The sequence below is a fragment of the Qipengyuania atrilutea genome, from assembly GCF_013370205.1.
GTDB classification, from domain to species: domain Bacteria; phylum Pseudomonadota; class Alphaproteobacteria; order Sphingomonadales; family Sphingomonadaceae; genus Actirhodobacter; species Actirhodobacter atriluteus.
This window is the reverse complement of sequence record NZ_JABWGV010000001.1, coordinates 310,789-330,893: the sequence shown is the minus strand read 5'-3', so window position 1 is coordinate 330,893 and position 20,105 is coordinate 310,789. Positions and strand designations below refer to the sequence as shown.

The 20,105-nt window shown below is 63.0% G+C and carries 18 protein-coding genes and 1 tRNA gene; 18 read left to right on the top strand and 1 reads right to left on the bottom strand.

Annotated features, from left to right (window positions below; all coding sequences use genetic code 11):
* Nucleotides 1-6 precede the first annotated feature (6 nt).
* From miaA to HUV48_RS01600, 8 genes are all read left to right on the top strand, one after another.
* Entirely contained in the window at nt 7-987 is a 981-nt protein-coding gene (miaA, locus tag HUV48_RS01635; RefSeq protein ID WP_176266022.1) for a tRNA (adenosine(37)-N6)-dimethylallyltransferase MiaA, read from the top strand.
* Nucleotides 988-1,098: 111 nt separating this feature from the next.
* Nucleotides 1,099-2,856 (top strand): biosynthetic-type acetolactate synthase large subunit, encoded by a 1,758-nt coding sequence (gene ilvB / locus HUV48_RS01630; RefSeq protein WP_176266021.1) that lies wholly within the window; start codon nt 1,099-1,101, stop codon nt 2,854-2,856.
* The gene (ilvN, locus tag HUV48_RS01625; RefSeq protein WP_176266020.1) at nt 2,856-3,368 is read left to right on the top strand and encodes an acetolactate synthase small subunit; all 513 of its coding nucleotides are present in this window, start codon (nt 2,856-2,858) and stop codon (nt 3,366-3,368) included. The genes ilvB and ilvN overlap by 1 nt, the downstream gene beginning before the upstream one ends.
* A gap of 57 nt (nt 3,369-3,425) precedes the next feature.
* Nucleotides 3,426-4,460, top strand: a complete 1,035-nt coding sequence (gene ilvC, locus HUV48_RS01620) for a ketol-acid reductoisomerase (protein WP_176266019.1) — start codon at nt 3,426-3,428, stop codon at nt 4,458-4,460.
* A 55-nt stretch (nt 4,461-4,515) separates the two neighbouring features.
* Nucleotides 4,516-5,169 (top strand): YceI family protein, encoded by a 654-nt coding sequence (locus HUV48_RS01615; RefSeq protein ID WP_176266018.1) that lies wholly within the window; start codon nt 4,516-4,518, stop codon nt 5,167-5,169.
* Nucleotides 5,170-5,269: 100 nt separating this feature from the next.
* On the top strand, nt 5,270-5,653 hold the full coding sequence (locus tag HUV48_RS01610) for a hypothetical protein (protein ID WP_176266017.1): 384 nt from the start codon (nt 5,270-5,272) through the stop codon (nt 5,651-5,653).
* A gap of 185 nt (nt 5,654-5,838) precedes the next feature.
* The gene (gene leuA, locus HUV48_RS01605; protein ID WP_176266016.1) at nt 5,839-7,539 is read left to right on the top strand and encodes a 2-isopropylmalate synthase; all 1,701 of its coding nucleotides are present in this window, start codon (nt 5,839-5,841) and stop codon (nt 7,537-7,539) included.
* 235 nt (nt 7,540-7,774) lie between these two features.
* The gene (locus tag HUV48_RS01600; RefSeq protein WP_176266015.1) at nt 7,775-8,758 is read left to right on the top strand and encodes an NAD(P)H-dependent flavin oxidoreductase; all 984 of its coding nucleotides are present in this window, start codon (nt 7,775-7,777) and stop codon (nt 8,756-8,758) included.
* On the opposite strand, the gene HUV48_RS01595 is transcribed toward HUV48_RS01600, so the two are convergent.
* On the bottom strand, nt 8,755-9,237 hold the full coding sequence (locus tag HUV48_RS01595) for a flavodoxin family protein (RefSeq protein ID WP_176266014.1): 483 nt from the start codon (nt 9,235-9,237) through the stop codon (nt 8,755-8,757). The two genes, HUV48_RS01600 and HUV48_RS01595, sit on opposite strands and share 4 nt — an antisense overlap.
* Before the next feature lie 82 nt (nt 9,238-9,319).
* Here HUV48_RS01595 and recJ point away from each other — a divergent pair, with 82 nt between their 5' ends.
* The 10 genes from recJ (at nt 9,320) to phoB (ending at nt 20,104) form a co-directional block, all read left to right on the top strand.
* The gene (recJ, locus tag HUV48_RS01590; protein ID WP_176266013.1) at nt 9,320-11,101 is read left to right on the top strand and encodes a single-stranded-DNA-specific exonuclease RecJ; all 1,782 of its coding nucleotides are present in this window, start codon (nt 9,320-9,322) and stop codon (nt 11,099-11,101) included.
* A gap of 117 nt (nt 11,102-11,218) precedes the next feature.
* Nucleotides 11,219-11,293: transfer RNA gene (locus HUV48_RS01585), tRNA-Glu, on the top strand.
* Nucleotides 11,294-11,394: 101 nt separating this feature from the next.
* Nucleotides 11,395-12,594: a sensor histidine kinase gene (locus HUV48_RS01580; protein ID WP_176266012.1), complete on the top strand. Its 1,200-nt coding sequence runs from the start codon at nt 11,395-11,397 to the stop codon at nt 12,592-12,594.
* 114 nt (nt 12,595-12,708) lie between these two features.
* On the top strand, nt 12,709-14,088 hold the full coding sequence (locus HUV48_RS01575) for a porin (RefSeq protein WP_176266011.1): 1,380 nt from the start codon (nt 12,709-12,711) through the stop codon (nt 14,086-14,088).
* Nucleotides 14,089-14,230: 142 nt separating this feature from the next.
* Nucleotides 14,231-15,277 (top strand): substrate-binding domain-containing protein, encoded by a 1,047-nt coding sequence (locus tag HUV48_RS01570; RefSeq protein ID WP_176266010.1) that lies wholly within the window; start codon nt 14,231-14,233, stop codon nt 15,275-15,277.
* A 30-nt stretch (nt 15,278-15,307) separates the two neighbouring features.
* Complete coding sequence (gene pstC, locus HUV48_RS01565) at nt 15,308-16,693, top strand: phosphate ABC transporter permease subunit PstC (RefSeq protein WP_176266009.1); 1,386 nt, start codon at nt 15,308-15,310, stop codon at nt 16,691-16,693.
* The gene (pstA, locus tag HUV48_RS01560) at nt 16,693-17,943 is read left to right on the top strand and encodes a phosphate ABC transporter permease PstA (protein ID WP_176266008.1); all 1,251 of its coding nucleotides are present in this window, start codon (nt 16,693-16,695) and stop codon (nt 17,941-17,943) included. The genes pstC and pstA overlap by 1 nt, the downstream gene beginning before the upstream one ends.
* A gap of 17 nt (nt 17,944-17,960) precedes the next feature.
* Nucleotides 17,961-18,728 carry a phosphate ABC transporter ATP-binding protein PstB gene (pstB, locus tag HUV48_RS01555; RefSeq protein WP_217906678.1) on the top strand — a complete coding sequence of 256 codons (768 nt, stop codon included), beginning with the start codon at nt 17,961-17,963 and terminating at the stop codon, nt 18,726-18,728.
* Nucleotides 18,728-19,396, top strand: a complete 669-nt coding sequence (gene phoU, locus HUV48_RS01550; protein ID WP_176266007.1) for a phosphate signaling complex protein PhoU — start codon at nt 18,728-18,730, stop codon at nt 19,394-19,396. Before pstB ends, phoU begins: the two co-directional genes overlap by 1 nt.
* A gap of 21 nt (nt 19,397-19,417) precedes the next feature.
* Nucleotides 19,418-20,104, top strand: a complete 687-nt coding sequence (gene phoB / locus HUV48_RS01545; protein WP_176266006.1) for a phosphate regulon transcriptional regulator PhoB — start codon at nt 19,418-19,420, stop codon at nt 20,102-20,104.
* Nucleotide 20,105: the final 1 nt, after the last annotated feature.

Here is a 20,105-nt window from a genome sequence, read left to right as displayed (position 1 = left end):
TCTGCTATGACGCGCGCGATGGCCAAACCGGATGCTCCCCTGTTCGGCGGCAGGAAGCCGCCGCTCGCGCTCATTGCAGGGCCAACCGCCAGCGGCAAGAGCGCATTTGCCGTCGGTCTCGCGCAAGCGCTGGAGAATACCGGACAATCGGCCGCCATCATTAACTCCGACAGCGCGCAGGTCTATGCCGATCTGACGGTGCTGTCCGCGCGGCCTTCCGAAGACGAGATGACGGGCGTGCCACATCACCTCTTCGGCACGTGGGACGGAGCGCAAGCGTGCTCCGCAGCCGATTGGGCGGCCGAGGCGAAGCGCGTGATTGCGGAACTGCACGGGGCTCACGTCGTCCCGATCCTCGTCGGCGGGACCGGTATGTATCTGCAAACCCTGCTCGACGGGATCGCGCCCATTCCGCCGATCGATCCAGCCATTCGGTCCGAGGTACGGGCGATGCCGCAGGACGAAGCCTACGCAGCGCTAACACAAGAAGACCCGCAAAGCGCCGCCGCGCTCGCCCCTGCCGACGCCGCGCGAACGACTCGCGCGCTCGAAGTGGTGCGCTCCACCGGCAAATCGATCCGCGACTGGCGGCAGGAGAAAGTCGGCGGAATCGGCGAGGAAGTGGACCTGCGGGCGGCCGTACTGCTGCCGGACCGCGGGTGGCTGTACGAGCGGTGCGACCGGCGCTTCGCACAGATGTTCGATGAAGGCGCGGTCGAGGAAGTGCGCGAACTGCTCGCCCGCGACCTCGACCCCGCCCTTCCCGTCATGCGCGCGATCGGCGTTCGTGAAATCGCCAGCTACCTGAGCGGTGGTTGCTCCCGCGAAGAAGCGATTGCCGCCGGGGCGCAGGCCACGCGTAACTACGCGAAGCGCCAGTACACTTGGTTCCGCCGCCAGCCGCCGGCCTCATGGACACGCGCAGCTCCTCCTGATTTCAAAACTGACGCAATGAAAGAAATATTATTTCCGGATTTAAGCCGTTGACGCATAGTTTAGGAAAGCATAGGAGAAGTTTCCGGCCCGGCGCGACTCCCCCATCGCACCGGGCCCTCTCTTTTATTATGGGGGCGCAACACCGCGAAACGGGGAATTACCGTGAGTACGACGCATAACGGCGCAGCCATCCTGATCGAATGCCTCGTCCGGCAGGGCGTGGAGTTCGTGTTCGGCTATCCGGGCGGCGCGGTGCTTCCCATCTACGACGAACTCCACGGCGACGAGCGTATCCGCCACATTCTCGCCCGGCACGAGGCCGGCGCGGCGCACGCCGCGGAAGGTTACGCCCGCTCTACCGGTAAACCCGGCGTCGTCCTCGTCACCTCCGGTCCAGGCGCGACCAATGCGGTCACGCCGATTGCCGACGCCTATATGGATTCGATCCCGCTGGTCGTGATCACCGGCCAGGTCGCAGTCCCGCTGATCGGGACAGACGCGTTCCAGGAAGCCGATACGGTCGGCATCACGCGGCACTGCACGAAGCACAACTACCTCGTGAAGAACACTTCGGACCTCCCCGGCACGATCGCGGAGGCCTTCGCCATCGCGACCACCGGCCGGCCGGGCCCGGTCGTGATCGACATTCCCAAGGACGTGCAGATCGCACTCGCCGAGTTGAAGGACGGCGAAGCGGCTGCAGGAACGCGGTCCAAGCGGTACGATCCGCGCACGATCGGCTCGCCCGAAGAGATCGCGGAAGCGGTCGACATGCTCGCGGGAGCGGAACGGCCGGTCCTTTATACCGGCGGCGGGGTCATCAACTCCGGACCGCGTGCTTCCGCACTTCTGCGTCAGCTGCAGGAACTGACCGGCGCGCCCGTAACCTCGACCCTGATGGGCCTCGGCGCGTTTCCCGCCGATCATCCCGACTGGCTCGGAATGCTTGGGATGCACGGCACGCTGGAAGCCAACATGGCGATGAACCGCTCGGATGTAATGGTGTGCGTCGGCGCGCGCTTCGACGACCGGGTGACGGGCCGGCTCGACGCATTCTCGCCCACCTCGAAGAAAATTCACATCGACATCGACCGCGCTTCGATCAACAAGAACGTGCCCGTCGAACTCGGTATTGTCGGTGATTGCGCTTCCGTGCTGGAGCAGATTATCGAGGCGTGGGGTTCGCGCGAAGCCCGGCCGCTGAACGAATGGAAGTCGCGGATCGCCGGGTGGAAAGCGCGCGAGAGCCTCGCGTATCCCGACAATAAAGGCGACGCGCCGCTCATGCCGCAGAAGGCGGTGCAGCGGCTGTTCGCGGCGACGAAGGAACGCGATCCGATCATCACCACCGAAGTCGGCCAGCACCAGATGTGGGCGGCGCAGTATTTTGGCTTCATGAAACCGAACAAGTGGCTGACCAGCGGCGGGCTCGGCACGATGGGATACGGGCTGCCAGCAGCGATCGGAGCGCAGCTCGGTAATCCGGACGCGCTCGTCATCGACATCGCGGGCGAGGCGAGCATTCAGATGAACATTCAGGAACTCGGCACGGCGAGCCAGTACCGCCTGCCGGTCAAGATCTTCATCCTCAACAACGAATATATGGGCATGGTCCGCCAATGGCAGGAACTGACCTACGAAAGCCGCTATTCCAACTCCTACAGCGACAGCCTGCCCGATTTCGTGAAGCTCGCCGAAAGCTACGGTTGGAAGGGCATCCGCATCACGGGCGAGCACGACCTCGACGAGGGCATTGCGGCGATGCTCGCGCATGACGGGCCGGTGATCGTCGATTGCCAGGTATCGAAGGACGCGAACTGCCTGCCGATGATTCCTTCGGGTGCGGCGCATACCGACATGCTGCTCTACGGCGATTCCACGACCAACGTGATCGAGGAACAGGCGAAGGCGCTCGTCTGATGGCTGGCATCGACCAAACCTACGAGCGTCACGTCCTCAATGTGATCGTCGACAACGAGGCGGGCATCCTTGCGAAGATCGCCGGGCTCTTCACCGCGCGCGGCTACAATATTGACAGTCTGACCGTGGCCGACATCTCCGAGGATCACGCGGTCAGCCGCATTACCATCGTCACCGGTGGGCCGCCCGCGGTTATCGACCAGATCCATGCGCAGCTCGAGCGGCTCATCCCGGTCCACCGGGTTGTCGACCTGACCGAAGAAGGGCCGCACGTCGAACGCGAGCTGGCTCTCGTGAAGGTCACCGGCACGGGCGACACGCGGGTCGAGGCACTCAGAATCGCGGAGATCTTCCGTGCGAAGGTCGTCGACAGCACGACCTCCAGCTTCGTGTTCGAGATCACGGGCGCGCCCGACAAGATCGACAGCTTCATCGTGCTGATGCGCGGACTCGGGCTGGCCGAAGTCGGCCGCTCGGGCAGCGTCGGCATGATGCGCGGAAACCAATCCTAAACATGAATAACCGGCGGCCTCCTTCGATGCGGGGCCGCGCGACAAGGGGAAGACAACGTGAAAGTTTACTACGACGGCGACGCGGATACCGATCTCATCAAGAACAAGAAGGTCGCCATCGTCGGCTACGGCAGCCAGGGCCATGCCCATGCACAGAACCTGCGCGACAGCGGCGTTAAGGATATCGCGATCGCGCTGCGCGAAGGCTCCTCGACGCGCCGCAAGGCGGAAGCCGCGGGCTTCACCGTCATGTCGAATACCGAAGCGGCGAAGTGGGCGGACCTCGTCATGATCCTCGCGCCCGATGAGCATCAAGCGAAAATCTGGGCCGATGACCTTGCCGGCAATATGAAGCCCGGCGCCGCCATCGCTTTCGCGCATGGCCTCAACATCCATTTTGGCCTCATCGAGCCGCCTGCCGACATCGACGTCATCATGATCGCGCCCAAGGGTCCGGGCCACACCGTACGCAGCGAATATCAGCGCGGCGGCGGCGTCCCTTGCCTCATCGCGGTTCACCAGGAATCGACCGAAGCGGGCGACAACGGCCATGCGAAGGCGCTGGCCCTCTCTTACGCCAGCGCGGTCGGCGGCGGGCGTTCGGGCATTATCGAGACGAACTTCAAGGAAGAGTGCGAAACTGACCTTTTCGGCGAGCAGGCGGTCCTGTGCGGCGGCATCACCAACCTCATCATGGCCGGGTTCGAGACGCTGGTCGAAGCGGGCTACGCGCCCGAAATGGCCTATTTCGAGTGCCTCCACGAAACCAAGCTGATAGTCGACCTGCTCTATGAGGGCGGCATCGCCAACATGCGCTATTCGATCAGCAACACCGCCGAATACGGCGACTACCACACCGGCCCCCGGATCATCACCGACGAAACGAAAGCTGAAATGAAGCGCGTCCTCGAAGACATCCAGGCGGGCCGTTTCGTGCAGCGGTTCATGGTCGACAACTCGGTCGGCAATCCCGAAATGAAGGCGAGCCGCAAGCGGCAGGCGGAGCACCCGATCGAGAAGGTCGGCGCGGAACTGCGCGCGATGATGCCCTGGATCGGCGCGAACAAGCTGGTGGACAAAGAGAAAAACTGACCCCACCTTCGTAGGGTAACCTTCTTTCAGTACCGCTAAATCCGGAGCAAATATCATGAAACTGCCGCATATCATTCTAGCCGGAGCTGCGTCCGTTAGCGTTCTTTCCGTCGCGGCGGTGAATGCCCAAGGCGGCCCGACCGAGGCTCCGGGCATGGTCGATCCGTCCAAGGTGAGCGGCGGGACTTATACCGCCGATCCTGCGCACAGCCTCGTTGAGTGGCGGGTCAACCACTTCGGCTTCAACGACTACCTCGGCCTGTTCGGCGACGTCGACGGCACACTGACGATCGATCCCGAAAACCCGGGCGAGGCGTCGGTCGAGATGACCATACCCATCGCCTCGGTCACCGTGCCGAGCGAAGGGCTGCGCGACCACCTCCTGCGCGCGGGCGAAGACGGGGCGGAACCCGACTTCTTCGGACCCGAGCCGGCACCCGCGACCTACCGCTCGACCAATGTCGAAATCAGTCCCGGTGGCATGACGGCCTATGTCGACGGCAATCTCACGATGAATGGCATCACCAAGCCGGTGCGGCTCTACGCCCGTTTCACCGGTGCCGGGACCAATCCGATGAGCGATGTCGAAACGATCGGCTTCGAGGGTCAGGGATCGATCAAGCGCTCCGAATTCGGCATCGACTACGCTCTCCCGATGGTCGGCGATGTCGTGGATATCGAATTCAGCGTCGCCTTCGAGAAGAAGTAATTCCCGGCTGCGCGGCTCATGGGCGAACCGGTCGAAGGCAATATGGAACGGCGAAGGTGACCGGTTCGTTCGAGATAACGACAATCAGGAGAAACCGATAATGCGTGCCGTCCGTCTTCCCGCCCTCGCCTTCGTTCTGGCGATGTCCGCTGCCTGCAGCGATTCGACCCCGGTAGGCGAGGACGGCGATATTCCCAGCCAGGCCGCCGATACCGAAATACCCGTCTTCGATTACGGCCGGGAGCCAAACCGCGAGCCGGTGGCCGTCACCGACGAAGAGGGCTGCAACGCCGGTCTCGCCGAACCCTTCATCGGCGAGGAAGCCTCGGCCGAAACCCGCGGCTTGCTGCTCAGCGCGGTCGCGCCGATCGTCAACGTGCGCTGGATTGATCCTACCGAAGAGGAAAACAGCGATATCGATCCGCGCCGCCTCACCATCATGCTCGACGAAGCGGGCACGATCCAGTCGGTCGAATGCGGCTGATTTTCGCAAACACTGGACAACTTTCGCGCGCTCACGCATAGGAAGCGCGCAATGATCGTATCGCAGGCTCTTCTTCTACGACTTATGCGCCCTTGGGCGTAAACTTCGCGCGTCGAACAGCCGCGGAGTGTCGCTCAAGGGATGTCTTACCCGCCTGACCGTTTTGACCGCGATACGAGCTTACCATGACCGACCAGACTCCTTCCGCCGTCCGGCGTATGCCTGACCCGAGCGGCAAATACGCACCCTTCCCGCCTATCGATTTGCCTGACCGGCAGTGGCCCTCGCAGCGTATAGCACAGCCGCCGCGGTGGCTGTCGACCGATCTTCGCGACGGTAATCAGGCGATCGTCGATCCGATGGACGCGGTGAAGAAGAACCGCTTCTTCGATCTACTCGTCGAAGTCGGCCTCAAAGAGATCGAAGTCGGCTTCCCCAGTGCCGGCGCGACCGAGTTCGACTTTATCAGCGGCCTTGTGAAGTCAGGCCGCATCCCGGACGACGTCATGGTGCAGGTGCTGACGCAGTCCCGCGAAGACCTGATCCGCACCAGCTTTGCCAGCCTCGATAGCGCACGCGCGGCCATCGTCCATCTTTATAATGCAGTCAGCCCGGCTTGGCGCGAGATCGTGTTCGGCATGACCCGCGACGAAGTCCGAGGCATTGCGGTGCGCGGGGCCGAAGTCATGGCGGACGAAACGGAGAAGCGGCCCAATACGGACTGGCACTTCCAGTATTCGCCCGAGACCTTCTCGACCGCGGAACTCGACTTTTCCATCGAGGTCTGCGCCGCGGTGATGGAGGTTTTGCAGCCGACAGCGGAGCGACCGATAATTCTGAACCTGCCGGCCACGGTGGAGGCGGCGACCCCTAACATCTACGCCGACCAGATCGAATATTTCTGCCGCAATCTGCCGAACCGCGAGCGCGCGGTAATCTCGCTCCATACGCATAACGACCGGGGGACCGGCGTCGCGGCGGCAGAACTCGGACTGATGGCAGGCGCGGACCGGATCGAGGGCTGTCTGTTCGGCAACGGCGAGCGCACCGGCAACTGCTGCCTCGTGACAGTCGCTCTCAACATGTATACGCAAGGCATTGATCCTAGGCTGGATTTTTCCGACATCGACCGTGTGATCGAAACGGTGGAGTACTGCAACCAGCTGCCCGTGCACGAACGCCATCCCTACGGCGGCGACCTCGTGTTCACGGCGTTTTCCGGGAGCCACCAGGACGCCATCAAGAAAGGCTTCGCCGCGCAGGAGCAGCAGAACGACGAGCGCTGGCGGGTGCCCTATCTGCCCATCGACCCCGCCGATCTCGGCCGAACCTACGAGGCGGTGATCCGCGTCAATTCGCAGAGCGGAAAGGGCGGCTTTGCCTGGGTGCTCGAGCAGGATCAGGGCCTCAAGCTGCCCAAGCGGATGCAGGCGGACTTTTCCCGCCATGTGCAGGCTCTGGCAGACAGCCAGTCTCGCGAACTCGGTGCCGCAGACATCTGGGAGGCATTCCGCGAAGCCTACCACGTGCAGACCGAAAACAAGCACTTCCAGCTCGTCGATTACGAGGAACGGCGTGCCGCTGACGGATCGCGCCTTTTCACCGGGACGATCGAAGTTGACGGCGAAAGCCAGAGTGTCAGCGGGCGCGGCAACGGTCTGATTTCTTCCGTCCTGTCGACGATAGAGGATGCGTTCGGACTGAGCCTCGAAGTGGCGGACTATACCGAGCACGCGCTCGGCACCGGCCGCGATGCCCGCGCCGCCGCCTATCTCGAATGCCGCGACGCCGACGGGCGCACGATCTGGGGCGTCGGTATCGACGAGGACGTTGCAACCGCGAGCGTGCGCGCCGTTCTGAGCGCGGCGAACAGCGCGGCGGCGTAGCTCGCTGCCAGCGGCCGATTATTTCCTACATGAAGGCGTGACGCTAAGCCGCTCTGAATGACCTCGAAAATGCCCTCGCTAAGCCGCGTAACGACTGGCAAATGCAAGAGAACTTTCCGACCGGATTTTCTCCCCTGTACCGTGTTCCATGTGTTCCATCCTGAAGGATTGCTACCGTGGCGATACTGGCATACCCGCGTATGCAAATAGAACGCGAACTAGGAGCCTGTGAAGCATGACGCCAAACCCGCTATTCGACCGGATGCGCCTGCCGGTCATCGGCGCGCCGCTCTTCATCGTCTCCGGACCCGAGCTCGTGATCGCGCAGTGCAAGGCAGGCATTGTGGGCAGCTTCCCGGCGCTCAATGCCCGGCCCGCTTCGCAGCTCGATGAATGGCTGCACCAAATCACCGAGGAACTGTCAGCCCACCGCCGCGACAACCCGGATGCGCCCGCCGCGCCCTTCGCGGTCAACCAGATCGTTCACAGGACGAACAACCGGCTCGAAGAAGACATGGAGCTGTGCCGAAAGTGGCAAGTGCCGATGATGATCACCTCGCTCGGCGCGCGGGAGGAGATCTTCGAGGCCGCGCATTCGTGGGGCGGCATCGTGCTGCATGACGTCATCAACGACATGTTCGCGCACAAGGCGATCGAGAAAGGCGCGGACGGACTGATCCCCGTCGCCGCCGGAGCGGGCGGACATGCGGGCACGCTGTCGCCCTTCGCGCTGATGCAGGAAATCCGCGAATGGTTCGACGGGCCGGTGGCGTTGTCGGGCTCGATCGCGCACGGCCGCTCGATCCTCGCGGCGCAGGCGCTTGGCGCTAACTTCGCGTATATCGGATCGCAGTGGATCGCTGCTGCGGAATCCAATGCGGATGCAGGTTACAAGGACGGGATCGTCGAAGGCCGGGCGAGCGATATCGTCTACTCCAACCTCTTCACCGGCGTGCACGGCAACTACCTGCGCAAGTCGATCGAGAACGCGGGCATGGACCCCGACAATCTGCCCCAAAGCGATCCGAGCAAGATGAACTTCGGCTCGGGCGGCAATCAGAAGTCGAAGGCGTGGAAGGACATCTGGGGTTCGGGCCAAGGCATCGGTGCAGTCGGCGCGGTGGAACCGGTCGCAGCCATCGTGGACCGTCTGGCGGAGCAGTACAGCGACGCGAAAGACGCGCTCGGCACGAAATCGCAGTCTTTTCCGCGCGGCTAGAAGATGCCCGCTGCAAGCCCCTCCGCCATTGCCTCGCCCATCTCGCGGCACTGCGCGAGCGTGTCCCCCGGCACGGTCTTGTCGGCGAGGATGGTCTCGGGTGTTTGCGCGTCGAAATTGACGATCAGCGGCTCTGCCACGCGCTTCAACCGCCAGCCTTTTGCGATCCGGTCGATTTGCGCCTGCGCGCCCTCCCCGTCGGAGCCGGCAGCGATGATCGTTGCGAACGCCCGCCCCTCGATCCGGCCGAGCACGGGGTAATAGCAGCGATCGAACATGTCCTTCATCATCCCGCTCATCGTGGCCAGGTTCTCCGGGCAGACGAACAGGTATCCGCTTGCTCCGAGGATATGCTTAGGCTCGGTCTCGGCGGCGCTGCGAATGTCGGCGGCCTCCCCCGCCCCCTCGGCAGCCGCCTCCGCCATAGCCCGCGAAGCGCCGGTGCGCGAATGCCAGACGATGAGAAGCGGCGCAGTCATGTGCGCAGCTATGCGAAGCGCGGCTGTCGATTGTCAAACGCTGCCGGTTTCAAAGCCTGCCCGCCAGGCATAGGATAGCCCGATGGCAACCCGCACCGCATCCGCCGCCCCTTACGGCATCGAACGCTCGCTTTCGGGCAAGCGCTGGCGCTGGCGCGGCGGTAACATGGACATCGGTGCGGGCGCTAGCGGGCAGGATCTGATTACGCAGCTGCTCCTGGCTCGGGGGGTCGAACCGGACGATGTCGAGCGCCAGCGCACGCCGACGCTGCGCGCATTCCTCCCCGACCCGTCGATCTTCCAGGATATGAAACCAGCTGCCGCGCGTATTGCCCAAGCCGTTCTCTCAGGCGAAGCCGTAACGGTCTATGGCGATTACGACGTCGATGGAGCAACCAGCGCGGCCCTGCTCATCCGCCTGTTCAAGATGCTTGGCGCAGAGGCGCGCTACTACATCCCCGACCGCCTGCTCGAAGGTTACGGCCCCTCGGGCGAAGCGCTGGTCAAGCTGGGCGAGGAAGGTTCGAGCCTCATCGTCACCGTAGATTGCGGCGCGATGGCTTTCGACGCATTGGCGCAGGCGCATGACGCGGGGATCGACGTCATTGTGGTCGATCATCACAAGTGTGCGGGCGAGCTGCCGAGAGCGCTCGCGCTGGTCAATCCGAACCGGCTCGACGAATGCGACGAAGCGGCAGAGCACGGTCATCTGGCCGCGGTCGGCGTCGCCTTCCTGCTCGCAATCGAAGTCGTGCGCACCTTGCGCGAACAGGGCTACTTCAGAAGCCGCGAAGAGCCCGACCTGATGAGTCTGCTCGATCTGGTCGCGCTAGGCACGGTGGCGGACGTGGCCGCGCTCCACGGCCTCAACCGCGCCTTCGTGTCGCAGGGGCTCAAGGTCATGGCGAAGCGGCAGAACACCGGCATGGCGGCACTGATTGATGCAAGCCGACTCAACCGCGCGCCGCTGTGCAGCGATCTCGGCTTTGCGCTCGGACCACGGATCAATGCAGGCGGGCGGGTCGGCGAATCGACGCTAGGTGTGCGACTGCTCACAACCGAAGATCCGGACGAGGCCCGTGACATCGCCGAGCAGCTATCCGGGCTCAACGAAGAGCGCCGCGCGATCGAGCGCGAGGTGCAGGAAGCAGCCGAAGAACTGCTTTCGTCGCAGCACAACCGCAGCGTACATCTGCTGGCCGGAAGCGGCTGGCATCCAGGCGTCATCGGCATCGTCGCAGGGCGCATCAAGGAGAAGACCGGCAAGCCTTCGCTGGTCGTGGCCATCGGGGAAGACGGTCAGGGCAAGGGATCGGGCCGCTCGATTGCCGGGGTCGATCTGGGCGCGGCCATCATCGCTGCACGCGAAGAGGGATTGCTGGTCGCTGGCGGCGGACACGCCATGGCCGCCGGCCTCACGGTCGATGCAGGCCGGATCGAAGAGCTCGGTGAGTGGCTCGACGAAAGGTTGGCAAATCGCGTCACCAAAGCCTTGGAAACACAGGACATGTTGCTCGACATCGGCGTCGCTCCGGGCGGGCTCGTCCCGGAACTTGTGACGATGCTGGATGCGGCTGGCCCCTACGGCGTAGGCTGGCCGGGACCGCGCGTCGCGGTCGGGCCGGTTGCGCTGGTCAAATGCGACATCGTCGGGACCGACCATGTCCGCCTGATCGCGCGAGGTGACGACGGCAAATCGTTTAAGGGAATCGCGTTTCGGGCAGCCGACAGTGAGCTCGGGCAAAACCTCCTTCATGGCGCGAAGGGACGTAAGCTGTGGCTCGCCGGACGGGTGAAGATCGACGACTGGGGGGCACGACCGGCGGCCGAACTGCACCTCGAAGATGCGGCCTGGGCGGACTGATCGAGTGCATGCGCAGAAGCTTTTCTCAAAAACTGCGTGCGATGTGCTTGACTGGAACGGCGAGCCTGCCTAATTGCGCCGCCACGCCATCGGTTCGCGAGCATCTGCTTCGCACTTGGCCCCTTCGTCTAGCGGTTAGGACGCGGCCCTTTCACGGCTGAAACACGGGTTCGATTCCCGTAGGGGTCACCACCGATGGCATTTTCTCTATAGATGCACGGTGACAGCGCTTTCCGGCAGAAATGCTGCAAAGCCGTGGCGCTCGTGCGACCGTTAGGTTACACGGCGAGGCAATGAGCAGTGTGAGGGATATTCCGGTCAGCGGCATCGCGCTCGCGCTCGCTAGCTGCACGGCATTGGCGCTGGGCGGACTTTCGATCTGGCTATGCGGCGCGGTCCTTCTCGTATGGCTCGGATCGCTTTGGCTGACAGGCGGAAATCCTCCGCCGGCTGCGGCCCCCGCGCAGGCCAACCCGCTTGACCGCGAGACAATGCGCGACATGCTGGAACTGTCGGGTACGCCGCTCCTTCTTACCGAGGATGGCAAGATCTCGGTCGCGAACAACGAGGCGCGTAAGCTGCTCGGCAGTCACATCATCGGCCAGGACGCGCGCGTTGCTTTCCGCAATCCGGCAGCAATCGAACTCATCAATTCGAATAGCGGCGGAACCACTCTCGTTCGCGGTCTAGTCAGGCGGCGCGACATCTGGCGCATGGGGCGCCAGACGATCGACAGCCGCATGGCGGTCATCGAGCTTATCGACCGGACTGCCGAGGCCGATATCGGGCGCGCGCATACCGACTTCGTCGCCAATGCCAGCCACGAACTGCGTACGCCGCTTGCAAGCATCATCGGCTATGTCGAGACACTGCGCGACGACGGTGACCGGATCGATGCAGAGAAGCGCGAACACTTCCTCGATACTATCCTGAGCGAAGCGCGCCGAATGCAGGACCTCGTCAGCGATCTCATGTCATTGTCGCGGGTCGAGGCGGAGAAACACGATCTGCCGCAAGATCACATCGAACTGAAGGAAGTGGTCGAGCGCGCGGCGCATGATGGGGCTACCGCGGAACGGCAGGACCGGCTCGAACTCAATCTTGAGGGTGAGTTCACGATTGCCGGGGACCGCCAGCAGATCGAACAGCTTGTGCGCAATCTTGTGGATAACGCGTTCAAATACGGTGCACAGGACAAGCCCGTGACAGTGACGCTCGAGCATGGCCGGGCAGGTCACGTACGGTTAGCCGTGAAGGATTTCGGCGACGGCATCTCCGAAGAGCATTTGCCGCATCTGACCCGCCGGTTTTACCGCACCGATCCGGGGCGCAGCAGGGCCTCGGGCGGAACCGGCCTCGGCCTCGCCATCGTCAAGCATATCGTCGAGCGGCATCGGGGCCGACTCGATATCGAGAGCAGCATCGGAAACGGAACACTTGTGTCGGTAAGGTTTCCGCTCATCCAAGAAAGCGACGACGCCGAACCTGCGTAGCGATACGCCGAAGCTGTGCCAAACTTCCGCACTCGGCCGTCAAAAAACTGTAACACAACGGTCATAGAAGTGCCGCCGTATCGTAACAAACGGGACCGGAAGAGGCTTCGCACAATGCGGAAGAATACGACGCGGCTGGGCCTTCTCGCCATCTCTGCCGCGGTGCCGGTCGTCGTTGCCACTCCAGCTGCCGCGCAGGATGCGGATAGCCGAGCAGCCGAGATCGCCGAATTGCGCGCACAGATCGAGGCGTTGACGGCACGCGTCGACGAACTTGAGCGTGAAGACCGCGCATCCGTGACGACACTAACCAACAGCGACGTTCCGCCTGCTGCCGATACTGCCGTTGCGGAGACGCCCGTCGACGCGTCCGAGCCCCCTTTCGACGTTGCGTGGAAAGGTGCTCCGGTCATCGAAGGACGCGGAGGGTGGAGCTTCAAGCCGCGCGGGCGCTTCAATTTCGACGCGGGCGTCGTCGACGCGCCTTCCGGAACCGGCGTAGACGACGGGTTCGGCAGCGAAGCGCGCCGCATCCGCCTCGGCGTCGAAGGCGATATTCCGGGCGGCTTCGGCTACAAGGTCGAGGTCGATTTCGCAGAGGGCGCGGAAATCACCGATGCCATACTTACCTACGGTAGCGGCGGCGCGACGATCACGATCGGCCAGCACAACAACTTCCAGAGCCTCGACGAACTCACCAGCAGCCGGTTCACTTCGCATATCGAGCGGGCCGCGTTCACCGATGCATTCGGGTTCGAGCGGCTGCTCGGCGTATCGGCAGAGTACCTTTCGGGCGACGTGCTCATCCAGGGCGGCGTGTTCAGCGATAATATCGAAGACCTGCCCGGCGAACGCTGGGGCGTCGACGGACGCGCGGTCTACCTGCCGAAGATCGGCGATTCGCAGATGCATCTGGGCGGATCCCTGCACTATGCCGACATCGCCCCCGCAGATAGCCTACGCTATCGCTACCGACCGCTCGTACATTTCACCGATACGCGCTTCGTCGATACGCGCAGCTTCGACGCGCGCAGCGAACGCGGCATCGGTCTCGAGAGCGCCTTTATCAGCGGACCTTTCCACGCGGCCGGCGAAGCATTCTGGCAAACGGTGAGCCGCCCCGGCGACATCGAGGACGCGGACTTCTTCGGCGGTTATGCGGAAGTCGGCTACTTTCTTACCTCCGGCGACACGCGCGGTTACAAGGCCGGTGTATTCGACCGGGTAAAGCCGGCCAATCCTGTCGGCGAAGGCGGTTTCGGAGCGTTGCAGGTGAACCTGCGCTACGACTACCTCGACCTGACCGACGGCGTGATCACGGGCGGGATGCAGAACGGCTATATCGCGTCTCTCGTCTGGACCCCGACCGATTACACCCGCTTCCTTATGAGCTATGGTCGCCTCGCCTATGACGGCGCGGTGATCCCGGCAAAGGATGGCGAAACTTCCTACAGCGTCGACAGCCTCGGCGTTCGCGCCCAGATAGATTTCTGATGCGGTGCGTTGCCGTGATGCATCTGATTTCGAATGCACTGCCCGCGTGGCGGCAAAGTCGCGAAAATGTCGCCAATTCGTAACAATCCATCGCTCTAGGGCAAGCAGGATTCGGACAGCTTAAACTCAAGGGATCTAAGCAATGTCAAAACTGAAGAATTTTCTCGCGGTTTCGCTCGGCGCACTGGCCGTAGCAGCCTGCGGCAGCGGCGGCGGCAGTTCGGAAACGCGCAACCAGGTTCGCGCGGTCGGCTCATCGACCGTGTTCCCCTTCGCGAAGACGGTTGCCGAACAGATGACCCGCTCCAATCCGGACATCAGTTCGCCAATCATCGAATCGACAGGCACGGGTGCTGGCTTCAAACTGTTCTGTGCGGGCGTCGGCTCCGATACGCCGGACATCACCCACGCCTCGCGGCGAATCAAGGTGTCCGAGTTCGAAGAATGTCAGGCGAACGGCGTCGAGGAGATCGTGGAACTTCAGGTCGGTCTCGACGGACTGGCTCTGGCTTCGGCCAAGGGCGGTATCTCGATGAACCTGACGCCCAAGATCGTGTACGAGGCGCTCGCCGCAAATCCCTACGGGCAGGAGCAGACCGCGGAGCTGTGGTCCGATGTTGATCCGTCTCTGCCCGACCAACGTATCCTCGTGTACGGCCCCCCTCCCACGTCGGGCACGCGCGATGCGCTGAAGGAACTCGTGCTGGAACCGGGCTGCGACACCAATCCGGAGATGGAAGCACTCGCTGAGACCGACGAGGACCGCCACGCACAGATCTGTACCGAAGTCCGCAACGACGGCGCGTATGTCGAGCAGGGCGAGCAGGACAACCTCATCGTCCAGAAGATCGAAAGCAACCCGCAGGCCGTGGGCGTGTTCGGCTATTCCTATCTCGAGGAAAACGCCGACAAGGTTCAGGGCCTGACGATGAACGGGGTCGAGCCGACTTACGAGAACATCGCCAGCTTCGACTATCTCGGTGCTCGTCCGCTCTACGTTTACGTGAAGAAAGCGCATGTGAAGCCGATCCAGGGTCTGCGCGAGTTCCTCAACCAGTGGGCGCAAAGCTGGGACCGCGACGGTCCGCTCGCTTCGATCGGCCTTGTAGCATCGCCCGACGATGTCCGGGCCGAACAGACCAGGCGCGTCAACGAATTGACGTCGCTTACCCGGGCGGACCTCGACTAGTCCGGCCCGGGCCGGCTAGGACGCTTTACCATGTCGCTTTCGCTTCTGCTTCTGCTTGCGGTCGGGCTGGGCCTCGCCGGGTGGCTGGCTGCGCGTGCGAAAGCGTGGAGCTTCCAGGCGCGCGAAGGTGCCGGAAGGCTCCGCGCGCGCCCGCAGTACCATGCGTGGTTCGTGGCACTATGGGTGGTGCTTCCGGTGCTCGCGTTCATCGCGCTCTGGAGCGCGATTGCGCCGGAACTCGTGACTCAATCGGTACTGGCGAGCCCGGCGGGTCAGGCCCTGCCGGACTTCGACCTTCAGCGGAATGCGCTCCTCAACGAAGCGCGGGCGGTGGCGAGCGGCAATGCCCTGGCGGTCTTCGATGAAGATGCCGTCCCGCTGGTCGAGCCGTATCGGGAGGCACTGTCGCGCTATAACCTTATCGGCATCCTCGCGACGATAATAATCGGCCTGCTTGCCGGGAGCCAAGCGTTCCTGCGCCTGAAACCCGACTTCGGCGCACGCACCAAGGTCGAGCGAGCCGTGCTCGCGATCCTGCTCGTCGCTTCGCTCGTCGCGATCCTCACCACGCTCGGGATTGTCGCCAGTCTCGTGTTCGAGACGGTGCGGTTCTTCGGGATGATCAACCCGGTCGATTTCCTGTTCGGAACGGAATGGGGGCCAGACCCGATCGCCAACCCGGAAAACCCCGATCCGACGCGCTACGGGGCGATCCCGCTGTTCTGGGGTACGATCTATATCGGCGCCATCATCGCCATGATCGTCGCCATACCGCTCGGCCTGATGAGCGCGATCTACCTCACGCAATATGCAAGCCCTACGTGGCGCAGCTGGCTCAAGCCGACGCTTGAGATACTCGCCGGTGTGCCCACGGTCGTCTACGGATATTTCGCGGCGCTGACGGTCGCGCCGTTCATCCGTGACGTCGCGCAGTCGGTCGGCATCGCCAACGCTTCGAGCGAGAGCGCGCTGGCAGCCGGTCTCGTCATGGGCGTCATGATCATTCCGTTCGTCTCCTCGATGGCCGACGATTCCATCGCCGCCGTGCCCAACGCCATGCGTGACGGCAGCCTTGCGATGGGAGCGACCACATCCGAGACGATCCGCCGCGTGCTGGTTCCGGCCGCCCTTCCCGGGATCGTCGCCGGGATAATGCTCGCCATCAGCCGCGCGATCGGCGAAACGATGATCGTCGTCATGGCCGCCGGCGCCGCGGCGAACCTCACGGCCAACCCGCTGGAGACGATGACGACGGTAACCTACCAGATCGTCGCGCTACTGACGGGCGAAGGCAGTTTCGACCATCCTGCGACGCTTGCCGCCTTTGCCTTAGGCTTCGTGCTGTTCCTCGTGACGCTGGGGCTTAATTTCGTGGCGCTGCGCGTCGTCAAGCGCTTCCGGGAGGCATACGAATAATGGCGCAGGCCACCCCCCCGACGCGCACCGAGATATTCGAGAAACGCCTTGCGAAACGCTACAAGGCGGAACGCCGGTTCAAGTATCTGGGGCTCGCGGCGATCCTGTTTTCGGTCGCGGTGCTGTTCATTCTGCTGGTCACCATGAGCGCGAACGCAATCGGCGGGTTCCAGCGCGCCGAAGTGCGCGTGCCGATCGACTTCGCCGCGAGCGGCCTGTCCGGCGACCCGTCCATCTTGTCCACTCCCGCCGGTATGCAGACGCTTCAGGCGCAGGGCCTCGAGCAGATCGTCGAGAATGCCGCGACGCAGGAGATTGGTGTCGATGCAAGCGAGGTGATCGCGAGTGCAGCATGGCGCGATGTCGGCGCAGCTATCGCTGCCGACCCCAGCCTGCTGCAACGGTCCGAGACTTTCTGGCTGCCCGCCGACGCCAAGCTTGCATCCGGCCTCGCAAACGAGGGCTCGCCCGAAATGCGTGCGCTTGCCGCGCAGCTTGCGGAGCAAGGCGTGTTGCAGAGCAATTTCGATAGCGGTTTCCTCGTTCGATCCGATGCGACGAGCCCGCAGTTCGTCGGCATCTGGGGTGCGCTGAAGGGCTCGATCCTGACGATGATCGTGACGTTGATCCTGGCCTTTCCGATTGGCGTGCTCGCCGCGCTCTACCTTGAAGAATACGCTCCGCGTAACCGCTGGACCGACGTGATCGAGGTATCGATCAACAACCTTGCGGCCGTACCCTCGATTATCTTCGGTCTGCTCGGTCTCGCCGTATTCCTGTGGATCTTTCCGAACATGCGTTCCGCTCCGCTGATCGGCGGCATGACGCTCGCGCTGATGACGATGCCGGTCATCGTGATTTCGGGCCGCAACGCTATTAAGGCGGTGCCGCCCTCGATCCGCGACGGCGCGCTGGCGCTCGGCGCATCGAAGGTCCAGGTCGTGTTCCATCACGTACTGCCGCTTGCCCTGCCCGGCATCCTTACCGGCACGATCATCGGCATGGCGCGGGCGCTCGGTGAAACGGCGCCGCTCCTGATGATCGGAATGCGTGCTTTCGTCGCCAGTCCGCCCGATGGCTTCACCTCGCCCGCGACGGTGTTGCCGGTGCAGATCTTTCTGTGGTCGGACGAGATCGACCGCGGCTTCGTCGAGCGGACCAGTGCCGCAATTATCGTGCTACTTGCCTTCCTTCTCGTTATGAACGGCCTCGCAATCTACCTCCGCAACAAATTCGAGAAAAAGTGGTGACACTGATCCACGACAACATGGAAAAGATGGACGCCAAGATGGCGGCCCGGAACGTGTCGGTCTTCTACGACAAGAAGAAGGCGATCGACGATGTGTCGATCGACATCCCTTCTTCGGTCGTGACCGCGTTCATCGGCCCATCGGGCTGCGGCAAATCCACTTTCCTGCGCACGCTCAACCGGATGAACGACACCATTCCCGCCGCGCGCGTGGAAGGCAGCGTGACGCTGGACGGCGAAGACATCTACCGTTCGAAAATGGACGTGGTGCAGCTTCGTGCGCGTGTCGGCATGGTGTTCCAGAAGCCCAATCCGTTTCCCAAGTCGATCTACGAGAACATCGCCTACGGCCCGCGTATCCATGGTTTCGCAGAGAAGAAGGATGAACTCGATTCAGTGGTCGAGAGGTCGCTGCGCCGCGCAGGATTATGGGAAGAGGTGAAGGACCGCCTCGCCGATTCCGGCACTGCGCTGTCGGGCGGCCAGCAGCAGCGGCTATGTATTGCACGCGCGATCGCTGTCGATCCCGAGGTTATTCTGATGGACGAGCCATGTAGCGCACTCGATCCCATCGCGACGGCCAAGATCGAGGAACTGATCGCGGATCTGGCCGGGCGGTATGCAATCGTCATCGTTACCCACTCGATGCAGCAGGCGGCGCGCGTTTCGCAGCGGACGGCATTCTTTCACCTTGGGCATATGGTGGAATACGGACCGACATCCGACATATTCACCAATCCGCTGGAAGAGCGGACCAAGGATTACATCACCGGACGGTACGGATAATGGCAGAACATACGGTCAAGGCATTCGACGAGGACATTACCCACCTGCGCGGCCTTATCGCGGAGATGGGCGGTCTCGCGGAAGTGTCCATACACGAAGCGATCGAATCGATGGTCCGCGGCGACGGAGAGCTCGGGAAGCAGGTCGTACTGCGCGACAAGAAGATCGACGCCCTGGAAACCGAGGTCGACCGGCTCGCGGTCCGGGTCATCGCCCTGCGCGCCCCGATGGCGGACGATCTGCGCGAGGTCATCGCCGCGCTTAAGATCGCTGGCGTGGTTGAACGCATTGGCGATTATGCGAAAAACATCGCCAAGCGGGTCGACCGGATCGAGAACCGGTCCCGTTTCGAACCGCTGACGCTAATCCCAGCGATGGCCGAAGTTGCCGCCGAAATGGTCCATGACGTTCTGACCGCCTATGCCGCCCGCGATCCGGAGCTGGCGCTGGAAGTCATCAAGACTGACGAAAAGGTCGACGCGTTCTACGATAGTATTTTTCGCAACCTTGTCAGCCACATGGTCGAGAATCCTGCGACGATTTCGAGCGCGGCGCAGCTCCTTTTCGTAGCCCGCAACATCGAGCGTATCGGGGATCACGCTACCAACGTCGCCGAGATGGTCCATTTCGCCGCGACCGGGCTCTATCCGCCCGACGAAGATCATTAAGCGGGCGCCGGGGGAACCGCGATGACGGGCGCAAAACTGATCTTGGTGGAAGATGATCCGGCTTTGTCGGAACTGCTCGAATACCGGTTCTCGAACGAGGGCTATAAGGTCCGCGTCACCGCCGACGGCGACGAAGCACTGGTCATGGCGAGCGAGGACGTGCCCGACCTCATCATCCTCGACTGGATGATCGAGGGAACCAGCGGAATCGAGGTTTGCCGCCGCCTGCGCCGCGACAAGGCGACGGCCCATGTGCCGATCATCATGCTCACTGCGCGCGAAGCCGAAGATGACCGCGTCCGCGGCCTCGAAACCGGCGCAGACGATTACATCACGAAGCCCTTCTCTCCGCGCGAATTGCTCGCCCGAGTCTCAGCGGTCATGCGGCGCATCCGCCCTGCCCTCGCCGGCGAGGCGATCGAGGTCGGCGACCTGCGGCTCGATCCGGTGGCGCACAAAGTGCAGCGGCGCGGCGAGACGCTTCAGCTCGGACCAACGGAATACCGCTTGCTGAAATTTTTCATGGAAAGTCCCGGCCGCGTCTTCAGCCGCGGGCAATTGCTCGACGGCGTATGGGGCACGGGCAGCGACATCGAACTGCGAACGGTCGACGTACATATCCGCCGCCTCCGCAAAGCAATCGAGATCGAAGGGGTGAAGGACCCGATCCGAACCGTGCGCTCAGCCGGATACGCATTGGAGTCCTGAC